Below are 18,986 nucleotides of genomic sequence, written 5' to 3'. Positions count from 1 at the left end.
TGCTTTTTCGCGCCTGCGGCAGAAACTCGTCGGTCATGAGCATTCACAACCTTTCCTTCCTGTTCGAGCCCACCTCGGTGGCGGTGATCGGGGCCTCGGACCGGCCGCGTTCGGCGGGTGCCGTGGTGATGCGCAATCTGCTGGCCGCCGGCTTCAAGGGGCCGATCATGCCGGTCCACCCCTCCCACCGGGCGGTGGCCGGGGTGCTGGCCTACAAGGACGTGGCCTCCATGCCGCTGACCCCGGACCTGGCGGTGCTGTGCACGCCGGGCGAGACGGTACCCAGGCTGCTGGATGATCTGGGACGGCGGGGAACCCGGGCGGCGGTGGTCATCGCCGGCGACGTGGACAGGGAAGCCATGCTGGCGGCGGCGCGGCCCTGGTCCCTGCGCATCCTGGGCGGCGGCGCGCTGGGCGTGCTGGTGCCGCGCATCCGCCTCGACGCCAGCTTCTCCCACGTCACCGCCCTGCCGGGCAAGGTGGCCTTCGTCTCGCAGTCCGGCGCGCTGTCCACCGCCGTGCTGGACTGGGCCAGACCACGCGGCATCGGCTTTTCCCACTTCATCAGCCTGGGCGACGCCCACGACATCGATTTCGCCGACGTCATGGATTACCTCGCCAACGACGACCAGACGCGGGCGATCCTGCTTTACATCGAATCCATCGGCGAGCGGCGCAACTTCATCCCCGCCGCCCGGGCCGCCGCCCGCAACAAGCCGGTGCTGCTGGTCCGCGCCGTGCCCCAGGCCGACGACCATCCCATCGGGCCGTTCCTGGCCGAATCCCTGGCCCGGCCCGAGGATTCCTTCGACGCCGCCATCCGCCGGGCCGGCGCGCTGCGCGTGCACGACATCGACGAGCTGTTCGGCGCGGTGGAGACCCTGGCCCGGGCCAAGCCCATGAAGGGACAGCGCCTGGCCGTGCTGTCCAATGGCGGCGGCACCGCCATGATGGCGCTGGCCGAGATGGGCGGTCCCGGCGGCGGCCAGATGGCCCAGCTGTCCGAGGAGACGCTGAGGAAGCTTTCCGCCCTTATGCCGCGCGGCTGGAAGGCGGGCAATCCGGTGGATTTGGGCGTCGATGCCACCGGCAAGCGCTACGCCGAGATCACCCGGGTGATGATCGAGGCCGAGGAGGTGGACGCCACCCTGGTGATCCACGCCCCCAACGCCATGGCCGACGGGCTGGAGGCGGCCCAGGCGGTGATCGACACCCAGAAACGCCATGGCGGCGCGGTGCTGACCTCGTGGGTCGGCGAGGAGGCGGCGGCGCCCGCCCGCAAGCTGTTCGGCGAGGCGGCGCTGCCCACCTACGACACGCCGGGCCGCGCCGTGCGCGCCTTCCGCCATCTGGTCAATTACCAGCGCAACCAGGACATGCTGCTGGAAACGCCGCCGTCGCTGATCGAGGGCTTCGCCGCCGCCAAGGGCACGGCGCGCCTGATCGTGGCGCGCGGCCTCAACGATCCCGGGGGCAACCTGACCGAGCCCGACGCCAAGGCCCTGCTGTCGGCCTACGGCATCGAGACCCAGGACACCCGCCTGGCCGCCACCATCGACGGCGCGGTGGACGCCGCCGATCAGGTGGGCTATCCCGTGGCGCTGACCATCGCGTCCCCCGACGTGGCCCGCAAGTGGGACGTGGGCGGCGTGGCGCTGAACCTGGAAGACGCGGCCGCCGTGCGCTCGGCGGCCGAGGGCATCATGCGCCGCGTCGAGGAGACCCGGCCGGAAATCCGGGTCGACGGCTTCACCATCCAGCGCATGGCGTTTCGCCCCAACGCCCGCCAGCTGATCGTCGGCGTGGCCTGCGACCCGCTGTTCGGCCCCGTCCTGGTCTTCGGAGAAGGCGGCCGCGCCGTCGAGGTGATCCGCGACCACACCGTCGGCCTGCCCCCCGTCAACCTGCCGCTGGCCCGCGGCATGATCGGGCGGACGAGGGTGTCGCGGCTGCTCAAGGCCCACGGACGGCGCCCCGCCGTGGATCTCGACGCGGTGGCCGAGGTGCTGGTGCGGGTGTCGCGCATGCTGGCCGACAATCCCGAGATCGTCGCCTGCGACATCAACCCGCTGTTCGCCGACGAGAACGGCGCTCTGGCGGTGGACGCCCGCATCCGGGTGGCGCCGTGGGAGGACACCGATCTGCGGCACTTCTCCATCCTGCCCTACCCCGCCGAACTGGAGGAGACCGCCCGCCTGCACGACGGCTCGCCGGTCACCCTTCGCCCCATCCGGCCCGAGGACACCGTCGCCCATGCCGAGATGATGGCCCGCATGACGCCGCAGGACCTGCGCCTGCGCTTCTTCGGCCAGGTGCGGCAGATCCACCATCACCAGATGGCGCGCCTCACCCAGATCGATTACGAGCGCGAGATGGCCTTCATCGCCACCCGCGCCAACCGGGACGGCCAGCCGGAAACCCTGGGCGTGGTGCGCACCGTCACCGACCCCGACAACCGCCGCGCCGAACTGGCGGTGCTGGTGCGCTCGGACATGAAGGGCACCGGCCTGGGGTCCATGCTGATGGACAAGATCGTCCGCTACCAGCGCGCGCGCGGGACCAGGGCCATCTATGCCCAGATCATGATCGAGAACGACGCCATGATCCGCCTGGCCGCCAAGGCGGGGTTCCAGAAGCAGCGCTCGGAGGACCCCGACGTGGTCGAAATGGTGCTGGAGCTGGCCTGATTGTCACCCTGAGGTGAAGCCCACTGCCGTCCGGTTTAATTGCCTGGGTGCTGGCGGACGGGTTTTTTCAGCATCAAGACACCAAGGACACCAAGAGGACATTTCTGGTGCGTCGTGCCCGGACTTGTTCCGGGCATCCACGCCCATCGGCAGTACTATTGTTTCATGAGGCATTCCAGCGGATCCGCGTGGATGGCCGGGACGATGCCCGGCCATGACGGTGAGGTTGGGCGGGGCGATCAGCTCCGTCCTCCTGGTGTCCTTGGTGTCTTGGTGGTTGAAGAGGCTTTTCCGTATCCCCATTCCGGTGGAGCCATCTCAAACCAAGCCTGGGCAAGGCAAGAGACCAGTGCTGGCCGAAGTAAACCGGACAGCCGTGGGCTTGTTCCGGGCATCCGGTTTAATTGCCTGGGTGCTGGCGGACGGGTTTTTTCAGCATCAAGACACCAAGACACCAAGAGGACATTCCAGGTGCGTCGTGCCCGGACTTGTTCCGGGCATCCACGCCCATCGGCAGTACTATTGTTTCATGAGGCATTCCAGCGGATCCGCGTGGATGGCCGGGACGATGCCCGGCCATGACGGTGAGGTTGGGCGGGGCGATCAGCTCCGTCCTCCTGGTGTCCTTGGTGTCTTGGTGGTTGAAGAGGCTTTTCCGTATCCCCATTCCGGTGGAGCCATCTCAAACCAAGCCTGGGCAAGGCAAGAGACCAGTGCTGGCCGAAGTAAACCGGACAGCCGTGGGCTTGTTCCGGGCATCCGGTTTAATTGCCTGGGTGCTGGCGGACGGGTTTTTTCAGCATCAAGACACCAAGGACACCAAGAGGACATTTCTGGTGCGTCGTGCCCGGACTTGTTCCGGGCATCCACGCCCATCGGCAGTACTATTGTTTCATGAGGCATTCCAGCGGATCCGCGTGGATGGCCGGGACGATGCCCGGCCATGACGGTGAGGTTGGGCGGGGCGATCAGCTCCGTCCTCTTGGTGTCCTTGGTGTCTTGGTGGTTGAAGAGGCTTTTCCGTATCCCCATTCCGGTGGAGCCATCTCAAACCAAGCCTGGGCAAGGCAAGAGACCAGTGCTGGCCGAAATTAACAGGCTGCGGAAATACTCGTCCCAAGACGTCGTCATTCCCGCGAAAGCGGGACCGAAGGGAACGCGGAGCGGACAATCCATGCATCAGCAAACTATATCTTGTTTTGATGTCGCCAAATTGCGTCAACATGGACCCCCTAAGCTCACGATCGAAGTGCAACACCCGCTATAATGGGTGCTGCGATGGGACAACGATACAATCAGCTCAGTCTGGATGAGCGGTGCGAGATTTACCGTCTGCATGCAGACGGTAAATCTCGGCGAGCCATTGCCCGGGCCTTGGGCCGGGCGGCGTCAACAATCAGCCGAGAGCTGGAGCGCAACAGTGGCGCCCAAGTCGGCTACAAGGTGGATTGGGCGATGATCCAGGCCCGCGCCCGGCGGCGGCGCAAGCTTTACAAACTGGAGCGCTCGAGCGCGCTCAGGAAACTGACCTTGGACGGCCTTGCGATGGGATGGTCCCCGGAGCAGATCGCCGGGCGGCTCGAGCTTGAGCAAGGTAGGCCGGTGATCAGCCACGAGTCAATTTACCGCTACATCTACTGGCGCGTGAACAGCCACAAGGACTATCTGCACCGGCTGCTGCCGCGCGCCAAGTTTCAGCGTGGCTGGCGTGGCCGCAAGGGCGGCAGCTCGGTGCATTTCATTCCCCAGCGAGTGCCGGTAGCCGAGCGTCCCGCCGAGGTCGCCGACCGGCGCCAGACCGGCCACTGGGAAGCCGATCTGATGCTGTTCTCCCGCTATCGCCAAGCCGTCCTGGTGGCGCACGAACGTAGCTCGCGCCTGCTTCTGCTCCGGCATCACCTCAGCAAAGCCGCCGAGCCAATCGCCGACAGCCTGACCGCCATGCTGCGGCGATTTCCTGCCGAGCAGCGCCGCACCATCACCTTCGATAACGGCTCTGAATTCGCGGCCCATCGCCGCCTGAAGACAAGGCTTCGCATGAAAACCTATTTCTGCGATCCCCATAGCCCCTGGCAGAAGGGCGGCGTCGAGAACGCCATCGGGCGAATGCGGCGGGGACTGCCGCGAAAAACAGATCTCGCGGCAGTTTCCCAGGCCGATCTGGACGACCTGGCCATGGACTACAACCTCACCCCGCGAAAGTGCCTCGGATATCGAACTCCGCTTGAGGCTTTCCTCGGGAAAGCCATCGATCTCGGTGTTGCACTTGAAATGTGAGTCCATCTCCCCGCCTTCGCGGGGGTGACGAATAAATAGAGTGGTGGGCGAGTTTTTCCGCAGCCTGTTAAACCGGACGGCAGTGGGGGAAGCCGAAGGGTCTTTCAGGCCAGAGAGCGGACGTATCAGGGTGAATGATCCTTCGCTCTGCTCAGGATGACAGATTCTTTCCCAGGGCCGCCTCTTCCGCCAGCGCGTCGTTCTCCATGCGGATGGAAATCCGCCGCTGGCCGGCGAAGCGCTGGTCGAGCCGCACCGCGCCGACGATGGCGGTGAACAGGGCCAGCCACACCACCCGGTTCTGGTAGCGGTCGTGGGGATTGGAGAGCGCGCCGCAGACGATGGCGTTGCCCAGCAATCCGGCCACCACGATGATGGCCAGCCCGGTGGTGGTGCGGTCGCGCCTGCGCCACGCCACCGCCAGCAGGATCAGGGTCACCACCTCGGCCGCCTGGTTGATGGGCACCTGGAAGGCGTTGATGGCGTGGAAGTCGATGGCCGGGCGCCGCTGCTGGCGGGCGAAGCGGAACTGCTTGAACTCGGCCGGATAGCGCTTCAGCTGGGTCTTGACGAAGTGCCAGGTCATGGGCACCAGATCCTCGCCGCTCTCGATCAGGTCCAGCTGCTCCCAGGTGTTGATCAGGGCCGATTCCAGCACCTCGCGCGGGAAGAGGCGCATGGCGCCCGCGACGATCTGGCCCGATTCGTCGTGCATGGCGGTCCAGCCGCCCATCTCGTTGAAGGGCGACGGCCCCCACAGGAATTCATCGGCGGTGCGCGGCAACTCGTCCTTGTGGTCGCACATTTCCAGCTCGGCGCCCTGGGGGCAGACCTCGTCCAGATATTTCTTGGCGATGCCGGTCTGGACGAACAGGGCCAGCTGCAGCACCTGTCCCGATTCGGAAAAGACGAAGCGGCCCATGAAGATCTTGTGGGTCACCGGCACCAGCAGGATGCCGCCGACCAGGGCCGCCACCGGGCACAGCATGCGCGGCCTCGGCATCCGCCGCAGGAAACGCGATCCCAGCCAGACCATGGCCAGCACCAGCAACAGGCCTGCCGCCACCGCCACGTGGCTCATGTGGACGCAGACGGAAATGGCGGTGATCACCACCAGGGCGAAGCGCCGCCAGTTCTGCAGCCCCTCGCCGAAGGCCAGGGCGGCGACGCCCAGGATGGCCACGCCGGCGAAGACGTCGGCCAGCACCTGCGACGACACCCAGGGCAGGCCGGTGAACAGGGCGAGCGCCAGCCCGACGCCGAGGAACACCATGTGCCGCCAGCGGCCGATGAAGCCCATCACCGCCTCGTGCAGCACCCAGGTGGTGAGGATGGCGTGGGCCAAGGGCAAGGCCCACAAGGTGCCGAACGCCTTGGCGATGGTGCAGAACACGCCGTAGGTCATGATGCGCCAGATGATCGGCTGGAAGGAAAACGCCATCTCGACGTAATCCTCGCTGTCGAAGTAGATCAGCGGATAGCCGTTCCACAGGGCGGGGGCCATCAGCAGGGCCACCACCAGCACGAAGGTCAGGGCGTGATACCCCAACTTCCAGCCGGTGAGCGGCACCCTGCTCATGGATTTAGGCCCGCTTCCAGGTGGTGCCGCCGGCCCCGTCCTCGAGCACCACGCCCCTGGCCGCCAGGTCCTGGCGGATGCGGTCGGCTTCGGCGAAGTTCCTGGCCTTGCGGGCCTCGGTACGGGCGATGATGGCCGCCTCGATCTCGGCATCGGCGGGACCGCCGGCGGCGCCCGTTCCCTTGAACCACGCCTCGGGGTCCTGGTAAAGCAGGCCCAGGAGATGACCGGACGCCAGCAGCGCGCCTTTCTTGCGCGCCCTGTCCTCCAGGCCGGTGGCCTTGTTCAGCGCGCCGGCCAGCTCGTGCAGATGGCTGATGGCCAGCGGCGTGTTGAGATCGTCCTTGAGCGCCGCCAGCACTTCCAGCGGCGCCTCTTCCTCGTAGCCGTTGGCGTCGATGTCGGCGGCACCGCGTAAGGCGGTGTAGAGGCGGTCCAGCGTCGCCTTGGCCTGCTTCAATCCCTCCGCCGTCCAGTCGAAGGGCTGGTGGTAGTGGGTGGCCAGCATGGCCAGCCGGATGGCCTCCCCCGGCGCCTGGTCCAGCAGGTCGCGCACGGTGAAGAAGTTGCCCAGGGACTTGGACATCTTCTCGCCTTCCACCATCAGCCAGCCGTTGTGCAGCCAGAAGCGGGCGAAGGGCTTGCCGTTGGCGCAGGTGCTCTGGGCGATCTCGTTCTCGTGGTGGGGGAAGACCAGATCCTGGCCGCCGCCATGGATGTCGAAGGTCTCGCCCAGGTGCTGCAGGCTCATGGCCGAGCACTCGATGTGCCAGCCGGGACGCCCACGGCCCCAGGGCGAATCCCAGCCGGGCAGGTCGTCCGACGACGGCTTCCACAGCACGAAGTCGCCGGCATCCTTCTTGTAGGGGGCCACCTCGACGCGGGCGCCGGCGATCATCTCGTCCTTGGACCGGCGCGACAGCATGCCGTAATCGGCCATGGCGCCCACCGAGAACAGTACGTGCCCCTCGGCCTCGTAGGCGTAGCCCTTGGCGATCAGGCGCTCGATCATGGCGATCATCTGGCCGATATGGGCGGTGGCGCGCGGCTCCACGTCGGGCATCAGGCAGTTCAGCGCCCCGATATCCTCGTGGAACATGGCGGTGGTGCGCTCGGTGATGGCCGAGATGGGCTCGCCGGTTTCCTTTGCCCGCGCGTTGATCTTGTCGTCCACGTCGGTGATGTTGCGCACGTAGCGCACCGACGGATAGAGCGTCTTCAAGAGGCGATAGAGCACGTCGAAGACGATCACCGGCCGGGCGTTGCCGATATGGGCGCGGTCATAGACGGTGGGGCCGCAGACATACATGCCCACATGGCCGGGCACCAGCGGCTCGAACACGTCCTTGGTCCGGGTGAGGGTGTTGTAGAGAACCAGCGGCACCTGCCGAACTCCTATGGCGAATGTGGATATTGCCGTGAAAGACGGCCCAAACCAGTGACCGATGTCAAGCAGCCTGTCCCGACAGACGGGAAACGGCGCGCCCGCGCCCGATCAGCGGCAACAGCGTCTTCAGCTCCGGTCCATTCTCGCGGCCGGTGAGCGCCAGACGCAAGGGGTGGAACAGGGCCTTGCCCTTGCGGCCCGTCGCCTGCTTCACCGCTTCGGTCCAGGCGCCCCAGGTGGCGTGGTCCCAGGGCTCGGGCGGCAGCAATCCGGCGGCGGCGTTGGTGAAGTCGGCATCCTCGATCACCGGGACCAGGGTCTGGCGGCAGATGGCCCACCATTCGGCGGCGTCGGCCAGATGGTTGAGGTTGGGCCGCACCGCCAGCCAGAATTCCTCGTCGGCACCATCGATGCCCAGCCTGTCCCGCACCTCGGCGAAGGAAGCGGTGTGCATCAGGCGCGCGTCCAGGCGCTCCAGCTCGGCCGAATCGAATTTGGGGGTGCCGCGTCCGAACTTGTCCCAGGCGAACTCGGCGGCCAGGTCGGCGAGCGAATGCCTGATCTCGATGGCATCCGAGGTGCCCAGCTTGGCCAGCAGGGAACTGAGCGCCATGGGATGGATGCCGGTGGCGCGCAGGTCCCTGAGCGAACCGCTGCCCAACCGCTTGGACAGCCCCTCCCCGCTCGCCCCCGTGAGCAGCGGCAGATGGGCGAAGGCGGGCGGCTTTGCCCCCAAAGCCTGGAACAGCTGAATCTGCGGCGCGGTGTTGGTGACGTGGTCCTCGCCCCGGATCACGTGGGTGATGCCGAACTCGATGTCGTCCACCACGCTGGGCAGGGTATAGAGGAACGAGCCGTCGCCCCGGATCAGCACCGGGTCCGACAGGTTGGCGCCGTGGTAATGGCTGGGGCCGCGCACGCAATCGTCCCAGCGCACCTCCTCGTGCTCCAGCCTGAAGCGCCAGTGGGGCTTCCTGCCTTCCGCCTCGTAGCGGGCGATATCGTCGGGGGTGAGCTTCAACGCGGCGCGGTCGTAGACGGGGGGAAGGCCGCGTCCCAGCTGCACCTTGCGCCGCAATTCCAGCTCGTCCGGCGTCTCGTAGCAGGCATAGAGCCGCCCGGAAGCCTTGAGCCGCTCGGCGGCGGCGGCGTAGGCGTCGAGCCGGGCCGACTGGCGCTCCAGCCTGTCCCAGTCCAGGCCCAGCCAGCGCAGATCGTCCTGGATGGCCTCGGCGAATTCCGGCTTGGAGCGCTCCAGGTCGGTGTCGTCCAGGCGCAGAATGAAACGGCCGCCGCCGGACCGGGCGCACAGCAGGTTGAGCAGCGCCACGCGGGCATTGCCCACGTGCAGCAGCCCGGTGGGGCTGGGGGCGAAACGGACGACGGGACTCATGCCTTGTCATCCCGAGGCGAAGCCGAAGGATCTTTCAGCTTCAACCCTTCGCCGCTCGTCCGTGAAAGATGCTTCGCTGAGCTCAGCATGACAAATTCCGCCATCATATCAGCGACGTGAAGGCGTTGGTGATGGGATAGCGGCGGTCCTTGCCGAACGAGCGGGACGAGATCTTGACGCCGGGCGGGGCCTGGCGGCGCTTGTATTCGGCGCGGTCGAGCATGCGCCAGACCCGCCTGACCACCGCCTCGTCGAAGCCGGCGGCCGTGATCTCGGCGACGCTCTTCTCCTCCTCGATCATGGCTTCCAGCATGGCATCCAGCTCGTCATAGGGCGGCAGGGTGTCCTGGTCCTTCTGGTCGGGCTTGAGCTCGGCCGAGGGCGGCTTGGTGATGACGCGGTCGGGCATGACACGGCCCGAAGGTCCCAGGCAGCCCGGCGGGCGATGGAGGTTGCGCCAGGACGACAGCGCGAACACCGTGGTCTTGTAGACGTCCTTCAACACCGCGTAGCCGCCGCACATGTCGCCGTAAAGGGTGGCGTAGCCGCAGGACATCTCGCTCTTGTTGCCGGTGGACAGCACCATGGGGCCGAACTTGTTGGAGATGCCCATCAGCGTCAGCCCGCGCGAGCGCGACTGCAGGTTCTCCTCGGTGATGTCGGAGTTCTTGCCGGCGAACAGCGGCGCCAGCATCTGGTCGAAGGCCCCCATGGCCGGGCCGATATTGACGGTATCGAGACGCACCCCCAGCAGACGGGCGCATTCGGCGGCGTCCTCCAGGCTTTCGGCGGAAGTGTAGGGCGAGGGCATCATCACGCACCACACCTTGTCGGAGCCCAGCGCGTCGGCGGCGATGGCCGCGCAGATGGCGCTGTCGATGCCGCCCGACAGGCCCAGCACCACGCCGGGAAAGCGGTTCTTACCCACATAGTCGCGCAGGCCGGTGACCAGCGCCTGATAGACGCCCTCCAGGCGGGAGGCGGGCGGGGCCTTGGGCCCCTCGCAGCGCCAGCCGCTGGGCTCGCGCGTCCATCTGGTGAGCGCCACCTCGCTCTGCCAGGGGGCGAGAGAGGCGGCGGTCTTGCCGTCGCCGTCCAGCACGAAGGAGGCGCCGTCGAACACCAGTTCGTCCTGGCCGCCCACCTGATTGACGTAGACCAGGGGCAGGCCGGTTTCCTCGACCCGGGCGCGGGCGTGGTCCAGGCGTTTGGTGGGCTTGTCCATCTCGAAGGGCGAGCCGTTGGGCACCACCAGGATCTCGGCGCCGCTTTCGCCCAGGGTCTCGGCCACGTCCTGGTACCACATGTCCTCGCAGATCATGACGCCCAGGCGCACGCCCCGGAACGATACCGGGCCGGGGGCCGGGCCGGGCTGGAACACCCGGATCTCGTCGAACACGCCGTAATTGGGCAGGTGATGCTTCAGCCTGGTGGCGGCGATGCGCCCGTGGTCGAGCAGCAGAGCGGCGTTATGAAGCTTGTCCTTGACCCGCCAGGGCGCGCCGATCAGCATCGCCGGGCCGATTTCCGTCTCGGCGGCCAGCGCGTTCACCGCCGCCTCGCAGGCATCCAGGAAGGCGCCCTTCAGCACCAGATCCTCGGGCGGATAGCCGCAGATGGTCAGTTCGCCGAACACCACCAGATCGGCCCCCAACTCGGCGCCCTTGGCGCGGGCGGCGCGGATCAGCGCCATATTGCCGGCGATGTCGCCGACCACGGGATTGATCTGGGCAAGGGCAATGGACAAGGTATCGGACATGAGGCGATTCGGCCCTGGTGAACAATATATAGGCACACTAGGGAGCGGATTCGGCCCTGTCAACGCGCCGCTGCCGCCGCCTTCAACCGTTTCGCCGCCACGGTATAGCCGCCGTCGCCGCCATCCATGAAGTGGACGTGGCGCCCCTCGGCGGCGTTGCCCACCAGGCAGGTCATCAGCGCCCGATCGGAAACATGGAAGCCGAAGCGCAAATCCCCCGCCGCCTCGCGTTCCTCCAGATAGGCCCGCAGGTCCGCCACCCGCTCCGACGGGCAGTCGAACACCACCGCCAGGGTGTCGTCGTGCTTGACGAAGGCGGTGTTGGTGGCCGTCTCCTCGCGGTAGCGCACCGGGTCGAAGCCGCCCAGGGAAAACCCGAAGACATACATCAGCTTGACCAGCGTGGTCTGGGCCGCCACCTCCAGCCAGCGGCGCCACACGCCTCCCCGGCCACGGCCCAGCCGGGCCTCGATCATGGTTCCCTCGCCCGGCCAGCCGGGATCGAGATTTGCCGGCGAGGCGACCCGCAGACCGGTCTCGACGCTGTCGGACAGCCGGCACAGGTCGCGGTAGAGGCGGCAATGGTCCCTGTCGCCCACCACCAGCAGGGCGACCACGGCGCCGCGCTGCGAGACCAGGGGCTCCCAGCGGCACGACAGGCCGGTGAGGTCGGGGGGCTCGCCATCGTCCAGATCCTCGGGAACCCGGCACGAACGGGCCAGACCGGCGTCGCCGCGCTCCTTGACCGCCAGTTCCAGCATGTCCATGCCGCCGCCGGCGAACATGCCGAACGGATTGCCGGGCGAGGGCTCGTAACGCCCCACCAGCACCGTGCCGCCGGCCCGGCTGATGGCCGCCACCGGGGCGGCGCCCACCCTGAGCGACAGGCCGAACTCGCGCTTGGCGAAGCCGCGGGCGCGGGCCAGCTCCACCAGGGCCTTGTCCGCATGAGAGGGCGGCACCAGGGCCATGGCGCCGTCGCCGCCGAACTGGAAGGGCAGGTCGGCGGGCGCGCAGAGATTGCGCAGCGCCGCGATGGCCGAGGCGCCGACGAAGTTCACCGTCTTCTGCCGCCCCGCCTCCACCGCCTCGGTCGAGCCCTGGACGTCGGTGGACACCGCCAGCCAGTCGGGGGGCGCCGGCCGGTAGTAATCGTCCTCGAAGACGTTGGTCACGCGGGTCATGGATTTGAGCATTTCGAACATGGCGCCGCCACTCCCGGGATCAGGGGTCCATTTGAGCACCTTGCCGGCGGAAGTGCGAGAGCGGGTTCACTGTCCTGGCCGGGCGCGCTATGGTTGGGCCATGGTCACCCGCCCGCCGCCCCCGCCCCCGAGCCCACCGGCCAGTTCCGGTCCGCGATGCTGCCGGACGGTCGGCTCCACCATGGTCGGCCACTTCGCCACCCGCCTCGAGGTGGAGGCGGCCAAGGCGGGGGGCAGCCTGACCGCCGCCCAGATCCGTGCCCTGGCCCAGCGCTTCGTCGAGGCGGAGCAGCCGCGCTTCAAGGCCTATTACCAGCGGGCCTGGGACGATTGCACCAGCGAGCGCGAGGCTCTGCGCTGGGAGGGCGAGCGCGACCAGCCCTTCGAACGCATCCTGATGCGCCGCTTCGCCCATCTGTTCCCGCCCCGAAGCGGCGACGACGGCGGCGAGGGCATCTTGTCGCGGCGGATGATCCCGGGTTTCCACATGGCCATCGACAAGATGATCGGCCCCACCCTGTTCGAGCAGTGCCGCCACCGCTCCGCCGCCATCCTGGAGCGGCACAGGACGGCCCGGGGCCATCACGACTGGCGCGCCGTGCACGCCGATGCCGATGCCGGCCGGCTGATCGACGACGTCCTGATGGTCGTCGCCCAGTCCTTCACCGATTTCAGGAAGCGCCGCGCCTGGTTCATGGATCTGGTCAATTCCCGCCTGAGCCCGGCCGGAAGCGGCGCGGACGATGAACGCTGGCGCATGGACGAACGCGCCTTCGCCGCCCTGATGCGCGCCCTGTTCGCCGATCTGGGGGGCCGGGCCCACGCCGATCCCGCCGGGATCAGGAACCGGTGGGGCGACACCGCCCACGAGGCGCTTTGCCGCTTCATCCTGCACCTTGAACGCCCCATGACCTGACCCATGTGCCGCCCTTCAGGGGTGGCAAAATAACATCTTTTCTTCTCATGATTGTTTATGCATTCTCCGCCCGCACTAGGGGAGAAGCGTGTCGCCGTGGCGATCATGGTTCCAAGGACAGATGCCGTTTTCAGCGGACGCCGCCTGGAGGCCAAGCGGCTGGTCTGGGCGGCGCTGCGCGACCAGTTGCCCGACGACCACACGGTGTTCGCCTTCGCGCCCCCTGCCGGCGAGCCGTCGCCCGATTTCGTCGTGCTGGGCCCCCCGGGTCTCGTCCACATCGCCGTCACCCCCGGCATTCTCGACGTCCTAGCCCCGCCGGCGGCCGGGGTGATCTGGACCCATCGCGGCGATGACGGTTATTTCATCGGCGCCTTCCCCGCCGACGGCCTGCAGCGTGCCGCCGACATCGTCGAACGCCGCCTGCTGACCATGCTGCCGTCCGGCCACCGCCACCGGACAGATCAGTTCGGACGGGGATTGCTGCACATCCTGCCCGACACCACGCCCAGCTACACGCCGGGCATCGACTTGGCCTCGGCCGAGCGCCGGGTCCTGATCAACGCCGATCTCGGCCGCCTGGGCGAATGGGTGGGGCGCGCCATGCTGGACCGCCCCGCCGCGACGCCCCTGACCGATGACCTGCGCCTCGAGATGAAGACGGCCCTGGCGGCCTTGACCGAGCCGGCCGCGCCTGGGCGCGCCGCGCTTCTGCGGCAGGGCGGCGCGCTGGTCGCCGCCGGCCTTGCCGCCGCCCTGATCCTCGCCCTGATCTCCGACCGGGTCGGCTCGGACCCCAGCCTGCCCCGGGGCCAGGAGAAGAGAATTCAGGACGGCCGCGCCGTCTTCGCCTTTCCCGGGTTCTTCGACGCCTCAAATGGATTTGAAGAGATCCCCGAGTGGGGCGGCGATCAGGTAGATCATGGTCGCGAAGGTTGTGGTATTGCGGTAGCCCCTGGCGCGAGCGCGTGCCGCCTGGAAGAGGCCGTTGAAGCCCTCCAGTCGGGCGTTGCTGTGGGTTGATGTCCAGCGTTCGAGGATGCGTTGGCGGTGGTGCTCGACGGTTCCCAACGCCTTGCGGACGGGATCGAGGATGGTGTTGTCGCCGATCACCTCGAGTGCATGGCGCAGAAAGTTGGTGATCCGCCAGCGGGCAGCCTGGACGGTGTCGGCCTTGCGCACCCAGCGGAGTTTCTCCTTGAGCCGCCATGCGATGGCGGTCAACAGGTCGGAGGCTTCCAGTTCGGCCAGAGCCTCTGCCTGTGCCTCGGTCATCTTGCCGTCGGCCTTCTTCAGGATGGCCCAGCGCAGCGCCTTGGGCAGCTTGTTGCTCCTGGCTTCGGCGCGTCGGACCTCGTCGAGGGCCTTGGTGAACAACTGGACCACATGGAACCAGTCCACGGTGACGGCGGCGTTGGGGAAGGTTTCCCCGATGGCGGCGATGAAGGCGGGGCTCATGTCGCAGACCACCTCGACGACGCGGCCCGGCTGGCCGCCATGGTCCATCATGAACGCCTTGAACCGGGTGACGGTCTCCTTGCCCCGGCCGGGGGTGACGAAGACCACCGGCTTGTCCTTGCGGTCGAGATCGATGAACACGGTGACATAGGTATGGCCGCGCTTGGCGGCGGTTTCATCAAGGCCGACGGCGGCGAGCTTGGACAGGTCGAGGCGCTCCACCGCCTTGCGGACATAATGATGAACGATCCGCCATAGACGGTTGTCAGTGACCTCGATGATGCGAGCCGCCGCCAGCACCGGCATCTCGCGGACCAGAACCAGCGCCACCTGCTCGAACAGCAGAGTGAACTGACTGCCTTCTCTCGCCCACGGCACGCCGATCCGAAGCACACCATGCTCCGGACAGTCGGTGCGCGGCACCTTGGCGGTGATGTGGCAATGGTGCTGGAAGAAGTTGAGGTGCCGCCAGGTGAACTCCGCGAAGTCGTGCGCCTTGCAGGCTCGGCCACACTGGGGACAGGCAAACATGGTGCCGCGATCGACCGCAATCTCCAGGTGCAGCACGTGCGGATGAACCGTCGTGTCCAGTCGCTGCTCGACCAGTTTCCACGGCGGGGAAACGCCCAGCCCCAAAGCCATGATCGTATTGGCGTCCACGTCGATCTCCTCTCCTCCCAGACCACCGCAGAGTGCCATCGTGCTCACGCCGGTCAAGGACGCGTCCCACGCCGCTGACGCGGTGGCCTGCGGCCATCCCTGACCACCGCTCCGCTCGATGGCCTGCCAGACGGCAGGTCGGGACGAGGGGATGGTCAGCGGATTAATCGAACAAGGGGATATTCAGCTACAGGTAGGCAGGGCGCTCACGCCGGAACCGGCGCAATTCCACTTCCAACGTCGAAGAGGCCTTTCCCGCCTTCATTCCGGTCAGGGCCGAATGGGCGGTGAAGAGCGCCTTGGAGGTGGCCTGGGACAATCCCGACCGTCCGGTGCAGTGGCGCCACGGCACCCTGGCCGGCACCGTCCGCCAGCTTCCCCGCGACGCAAGCCCCTGCCGCGCCTTCCGCATCAACCTCGACCTGGGCGACGTGGTGCAGTCCGAGGACCGGCGCTACTGCCGCTAGGACGGCAAATGCGGGCGGGACGCCCGCATACCCGGAACCGCGCCTCAGATGCCCGCGCCGGCCTCGATGATGCCGGTCTGGCGCTCCACCTCGACCAGCAGGGCGTGCAGCTCGGCCTCGGCGAAGCCGTCGCCTTCCAGCTGGCGGATGGTGTTGATCAGATAGTCGCGGTTCAGCCCGCCCTGGCCCTCGGCATCCATGATGATGGCCGCCGCCCGCTCCAGCGGCAGCTGCCCGGCGTAGTGGTGATGGGTGGTGTCGGCCACGAAGGTATAGGCCTCGACCACGCGACCATCGTCACAGATCACCGGCAGATAGCGTGCCACATAGGCGTATCCGACCAGTTCGCGTTCATTGAGGTAGTCGATCACGTCCGCCGCCCGCGCTTGCGCCACCCGAAAGGCCATCCCCCGGCACGAGCCGCCCTCGTCCAGGCCCAGCACCAGGCCGGGCCGTTCCGGGGTGCCGCGCCAGTGGCGGGAATAGACGCAGAAATCCCGGTGCCAGCCGTCCAGGCGGGCCCGGCAGGTTTCATCGGCATCGAATCCCGGCCGCCACATCAGCGAGCCGTAGCCGAATACCCAGAGATCGCAATCCTTGGTCATGGAAGAACAGTGGCGCTACAGTGAGCCCCCGCCCCTGCCGGGGCGAGGAAAGGGAGCGAAGAATGACAGATCGGGCCGCCGCCATCCAGGGCGACGACACACTGAGCGAGGCCGACCGGCAGGGACTTTACCGGGTGCTGCTGTCCCGGCGCGACGTGCGCGGCCAGTTCCTGCCCGATCCCATCCCCGACGAGGTGCTGGCCCGGGTGCTGACCGCCGCCCATTACGCCCCCTCGGTGGGCTTCATGCAGCCGTGGAGCTTCATCCTGGTGCGCTCGCCCGAAATCCGGGGCCGCATCAAGGCCGCCTTCGCCAGGGCCAACGACGAGGCGGCCGGCATGTTCGAGGGCGAGGCGCGCGCCACCTACCGCTCGCTCAAGCTGGAAGGCATCCTGGACTCGCCGCTCAACATCTGCGTCACCTGCGACCGCGACCGGGTCGGCCCGGTGGTGCTGGGCCGCACCCACATTCCCACCATGGACCTCTACTCCACCGTCTGCGCCGTGGAAAACCTGTGGCTGGCCGCCCGCGCCGAGGGCCTGGGACTGGGCTGGGTCTCCATCATCTCGGAACCGGCGCTGAAGGAGATTCTGGGCATCCCCGAGCGCGTGGTGCCGGTGGCCTATCTCTGCCTGGGGCGCGTCAGCCACTTCTTCGCCCAGCCCGAGCTGGAGACCCGGGGCTGGCGCGAACGCCTGAAGCTGGCCGACCTGGTCACCCTGGACCGCTGGGAAGGTCCAAGGGACGAGGCCCTGGGCGAGGAACTGGCCAAAGCGCAGGCGCGGGCCGAGAGCGGTACAATTTAATTCATAGTTCCCTGGGCACCGCAAGATCGGAAAGGAGATTTTTATAGAGATTGACTATCTTTTTGGTTGCCGGAGTTGCGGATGAGCAATACTCTTTCAGTGATGCGCCCCCGAACGTTCTGGCGCCATCGCGACTGATGGACGGAGATACTCTCTGATGGATGAAAGCACTGAAGATGGCCGCCATAATTTCGGAGGAGTATGGACACTTTTAAAGCTGTCTGTCTTAGAAAAATACCTTTCCGCTTTTACGAGAGCGCTTAGCAAACAAAATTTTAAATTAGTCTATATAGATGCCTTCGCTGGGACAGGGCGATGTGATGTAAAAATTGACGGCGACTTAGAATCAATTGACGGATCAGCGCGAATAGCGCTCCAAACCTCGCCACCATTTGATCAATGCTGCTTTATTGAATTATCAGCTAAAAAATCATCCGCACTTCAATCACTATCATCTCAATACAAAAATACGCGCATAGACACAATTCAAGGAGATGCAAACATATCATTAAAAGAGCTTTGCGGAAAATTTGACTGGAAAAACACCAGAGCCGTTTTATTTCTTGACCCATATGGCCTCAATCTAGAATGGTCAACGCTTGAGGCAATTTCAAAGACCAAAGCTGGACGCCTCCGGAAACTGGCGGTTCTGACGGTTTTGTGATTCGATTCTCCCTGGGATCACCGGGAGGTCGAGATGAAGGGGCAAGCCGGTTTCTGGGATTTCGAGCACAGCCTTGAGGCTCTGTCGGCGGAAGGCGATCCGCTGGAGCAACTGGAGCGGACGGTTCGCTTCGAGCAATTTCGCCCGGCGCTGACCAAGGCGGTTCGGCGCTCCGATCCGTCGAAGGGCGGCCGGCCCGGGTTCGACGTGGTGCTAAAATTCAAGATGCTGGTCCTGCAAGGGCTGTATGGCCTGTCGTTGCAGCAGACGGCGTTTCAGGTGCGGGATCGCCTGACCTGGCTGCGGTTCTGCGGCCTGCGCCCCGGAGACGCGGTGCCCGACGCCAACACGCTGTGGGATTTCCGCGAGGCGCTGATCAAGACCAAGGCGCTGGACCGGCTGTTCAACACGCTCGACCAGGCGATTTCCGCTGCCGGCTATTTGGCCATGGGCGGCCAGATCATCGACGCCACCCTGGTAGCGGCGCCCAAGCAGCGCAACAGCGATGGCGAGAAGGAGGCGATCAAGGCCGGTCAGATCCCCGAGGCGTGGACGGACAAGCCGGCCAAGCTGCGGCAAAAGGATCGAGATGCCCGCTGGACGGTGAAATTCGCCAAGGCTAAGCCGACGGCGGATGGCAAGCCGCAGATCGACATCGCCATTCCGGTCTTCGGCTACAAGAGCCATATCTCCATCGACCGCCTGCACGGCATCATCCGCCGCTGCATTGTGACCGACGCGGCGGCGGCGGACGGTGCCCGACTGCGGGAGGGGCTGATCGATCCGAACAATACCGCCTCACCGGTGTGGGCCGATACCGCCTACCGCTCCCAGGCCAACGACGATTTCCTGGCCGACCATGGCCGCGTCAGCCACATCCACCGCAAGAAGCCGAGAGGCAAACCAATGGCCAAGGCCACGGCGAGAGCCAATGCGGTCAAATCCAAAATCCGCGCCCGCGTCGAGCACGTCTTTGCCGAGCAGAAGGACCGCATGGGGCTTTTCATCCGAACCATCGGCAAGGCCAGGGCCGAGGCGACGATCACCCTGGTCAATATTGCCTACAATATGAAACGGTGGTGCTGGCTGGAGAAAACGGCCGCCGCATGACCCCAAGGAAGGG

At 66.4% G+C, this 18,986-nt stretch carries 14 protein-coding genes; 7 read left to right on the top strand and 7 right to left on the bottom strand.

What is annotated here, in order from left to right; translation table 11 throughout:
- The first annotated feature begins 35 nt into the window (after positions 1-35).
- Positions 36-2,687, top strand: coding sequence for a bifunctional acetate--CoA ligase family protein/GNAT family N-acetyltransferase (locus tag ACV4UZ_RS05245; RefSeq protein ID WP_491599864.1), 2,652 nt, complete (start codon positions 36-38; stop codon positions 2,685-2,687).
- Between the two features lie 1,266 nt (positions 2,688-3,953).
- Complete coding sequence (locus ACV4UZ_RS05240) at positions 3,954-4,964, top strand: IS30 family transposase (RefSeq protein WP_491599453.1); 1,011 nt, start codon at positions 3,954-3,956, stop codon at positions 4,962-4,964.
- Between the two features lie 151 nt (positions 4,965-5,115).
- On the opposite strand, the gene ACV4UZ_RS05235 is transcribed toward ACV4UZ_RS05240, so the two are convergent.
- The 5 genes from ACV4UZ_RS05235 to ACV4UZ_RS05215 all read right to left on the bottom strand — a co-directional run bounded on the left by ACV4UZ_RS05235 (position 5,116) and on the right by ACV4UZ_RS05215 (position 12,287).
- The gene (locus ACV4UZ_RS05235; protein ID WP_491599863.1) at positions 5,116-6,543 is read right to left on the bottom strand and encodes a hypothetical protein; all 1,428 of its coding nucleotides are present in this window, start codon (positions 6,541-6,543) and stop codon (positions 5,116-5,118) included.
- A 4-nt stretch (positions 6,544-6,547) separates the two neighbouring features.
- The gene (gene cysS, locus ACV4UZ_RS05230) at positions 6,548-7,927 is read right to left on the bottom strand and encodes a cysteine--tRNA ligase (protein WP_491599862.1); all 1,380 of its coding nucleotides are present in this window, start codon (positions 7,925-7,927) and stop codon (positions 6,548-6,550) included.
- Between the two features lie 64 nt (positions 7,928-7,991).
- A complete protein-coding gene (gene gltX, locus ACV4UZ_RS05225; RefSeq protein WP_491599861.1) occupies positions 7,992-9,323 on the bottom strand; it encodes a glutamate--tRNA ligase in 1,332 nt (443 codons plus the stop codon).
- 103 nt (positions 9,324-9,426) lie between these two features.
- Positions 9,427-11,082 carry an NAD+ synthase gene (locus tag ACV4UZ_RS05220; RefSeq protein WP_491599860.1) on the bottom strand — a complete coding sequence of 552 codons (1,656 nt, stop codon included), beginning with the start codon at positions 11,080-11,082 and terminating at the stop codon, positions 9,427-9,429.
- Positions 11,083-11,141: 59 nt separating this feature from the next.
- Positions 11,142-12,287 (bottom strand): DUF3095 domain-containing protein, encoded by a 1,146-nt coding sequence (locus tag ACV4UZ_RS05215; RefSeq protein ID WP_491599859.1) that lies wholly within the window; start codon positions 12,285-12,287, stop codon positions 11,142-11,144.
- 181 nt (positions 12,288-12,468) lie between these two features.
- Here ACV4UZ_RS05215 and ACV4UZ_RS05210 point away from each other — a divergent pair, with 181 nt between their 5' ends.
- Entirely contained in the window at positions 12,469-13,203 is a 735-nt protein-coding gene (locus tag ACV4UZ_RS05210) for a hypothetical protein (RefSeq protein WP_491599858.1), read from the top strand.
- Positions 13,204-14,076: 873 nt separating this feature from the next.
- Here the strand turns inward: ACV4UZ_RS05210 and ACV4UZ_RS05205 are convergent.
- Complete coding sequence (locus ACV4UZ_RS05205) at positions 14,077-15,321, bottom strand: ISL3 family transposase (protein WP_491599533.1); 1,245 nt, start codon at positions 15,319-15,321, stop codon at positions 14,077-14,079.
- Positions 15,322-15,608: 287 nt separating this feature from the next.
- On the opposite strand from ACV4UZ_RS05205, the gene ACV4UZ_RS05200 reads away from it, so the two are divergent.
- The gene (locus ACV4UZ_RS05200; protein WP_491599857.1) at positions 15,609-15,788 is read left to right on the top strand and encodes a hypothetical protein; all 180 of its coding nucleotides are present in this window, start codon (positions 15,609-15,611) and stop codon (positions 15,786-15,788) included.
- Between the two features lie 44 nt (positions 15,789-15,832).
- On the opposite strand, the gene ACV4UZ_RS05195 is transcribed toward ACV4UZ_RS05200, so the two are convergent.
- Positions 15,833-16,393 (bottom strand): gamma-glutamylcyclotransferase, encoded by a 561-nt coding sequence (locus tag ACV4UZ_RS05195; protein WP_491599856.1) that lies wholly within the window; start codon positions 16,391-16,393, stop codon positions 15,833-15,835.
- A gap of 62 nt (positions 16,394-16,455) precedes the next feature.
- On the opposite strand from ACV4UZ_RS05195, the gene bluB reads away from it, so the two are divergent.
- The 3 genes from bluB to ACV4UZ_RS05180 all read left to right on the top strand — a co-directional run bounded on the left by bluB (position 16,456) and on the right by ACV4UZ_RS05180 (position 18,973).
- Positions 16,456-17,199, top strand: coding sequence for a 5,6-dimethylbenzimidazole synthase (bluB, locus tag ACV4UZ_RS05190; protein WP_491599855.1), 744 nt, complete (start codon positions 16,456-16,458; stop codon positions 17,197-17,199).
- Between the two features lie 157 nt (positions 17,200-17,356).
- On the top strand, positions 17,357-17,863 hold the full coding sequence (tcmP, locus tag ACV4UZ_RS05185) for a three-Cys-motif partner protein TcmP (RefSeq protein ID WP_491599854.1): 507 nt from the start codon (positions 17,357-17,359) through the stop codon (positions 17,861-17,863).
- Between the two features lie 33 nt (positions 17,864-17,896).
- On the top strand, positions 17,897-18,973 hold the full coding sequence (locus tag ACV4UZ_RS05180; protein WP_491598929.1) for an IS5 family transposase: 1,077 nt from the start codon (positions 17,897-17,899) through the stop codon (positions 18,971-18,973).
- The last annotated feature ends 13 nt before the right edge of the window (positions 18,974-18,986 follow it).

This window comes from Paramagnetospirillum sp. (genome assembly GCF_058402745.1).
The sequence above is the reverse complement of the archived record's forward strand: the minus strand, read 5'-3'. Positions and strand labels throughout refer to the sequence as shown.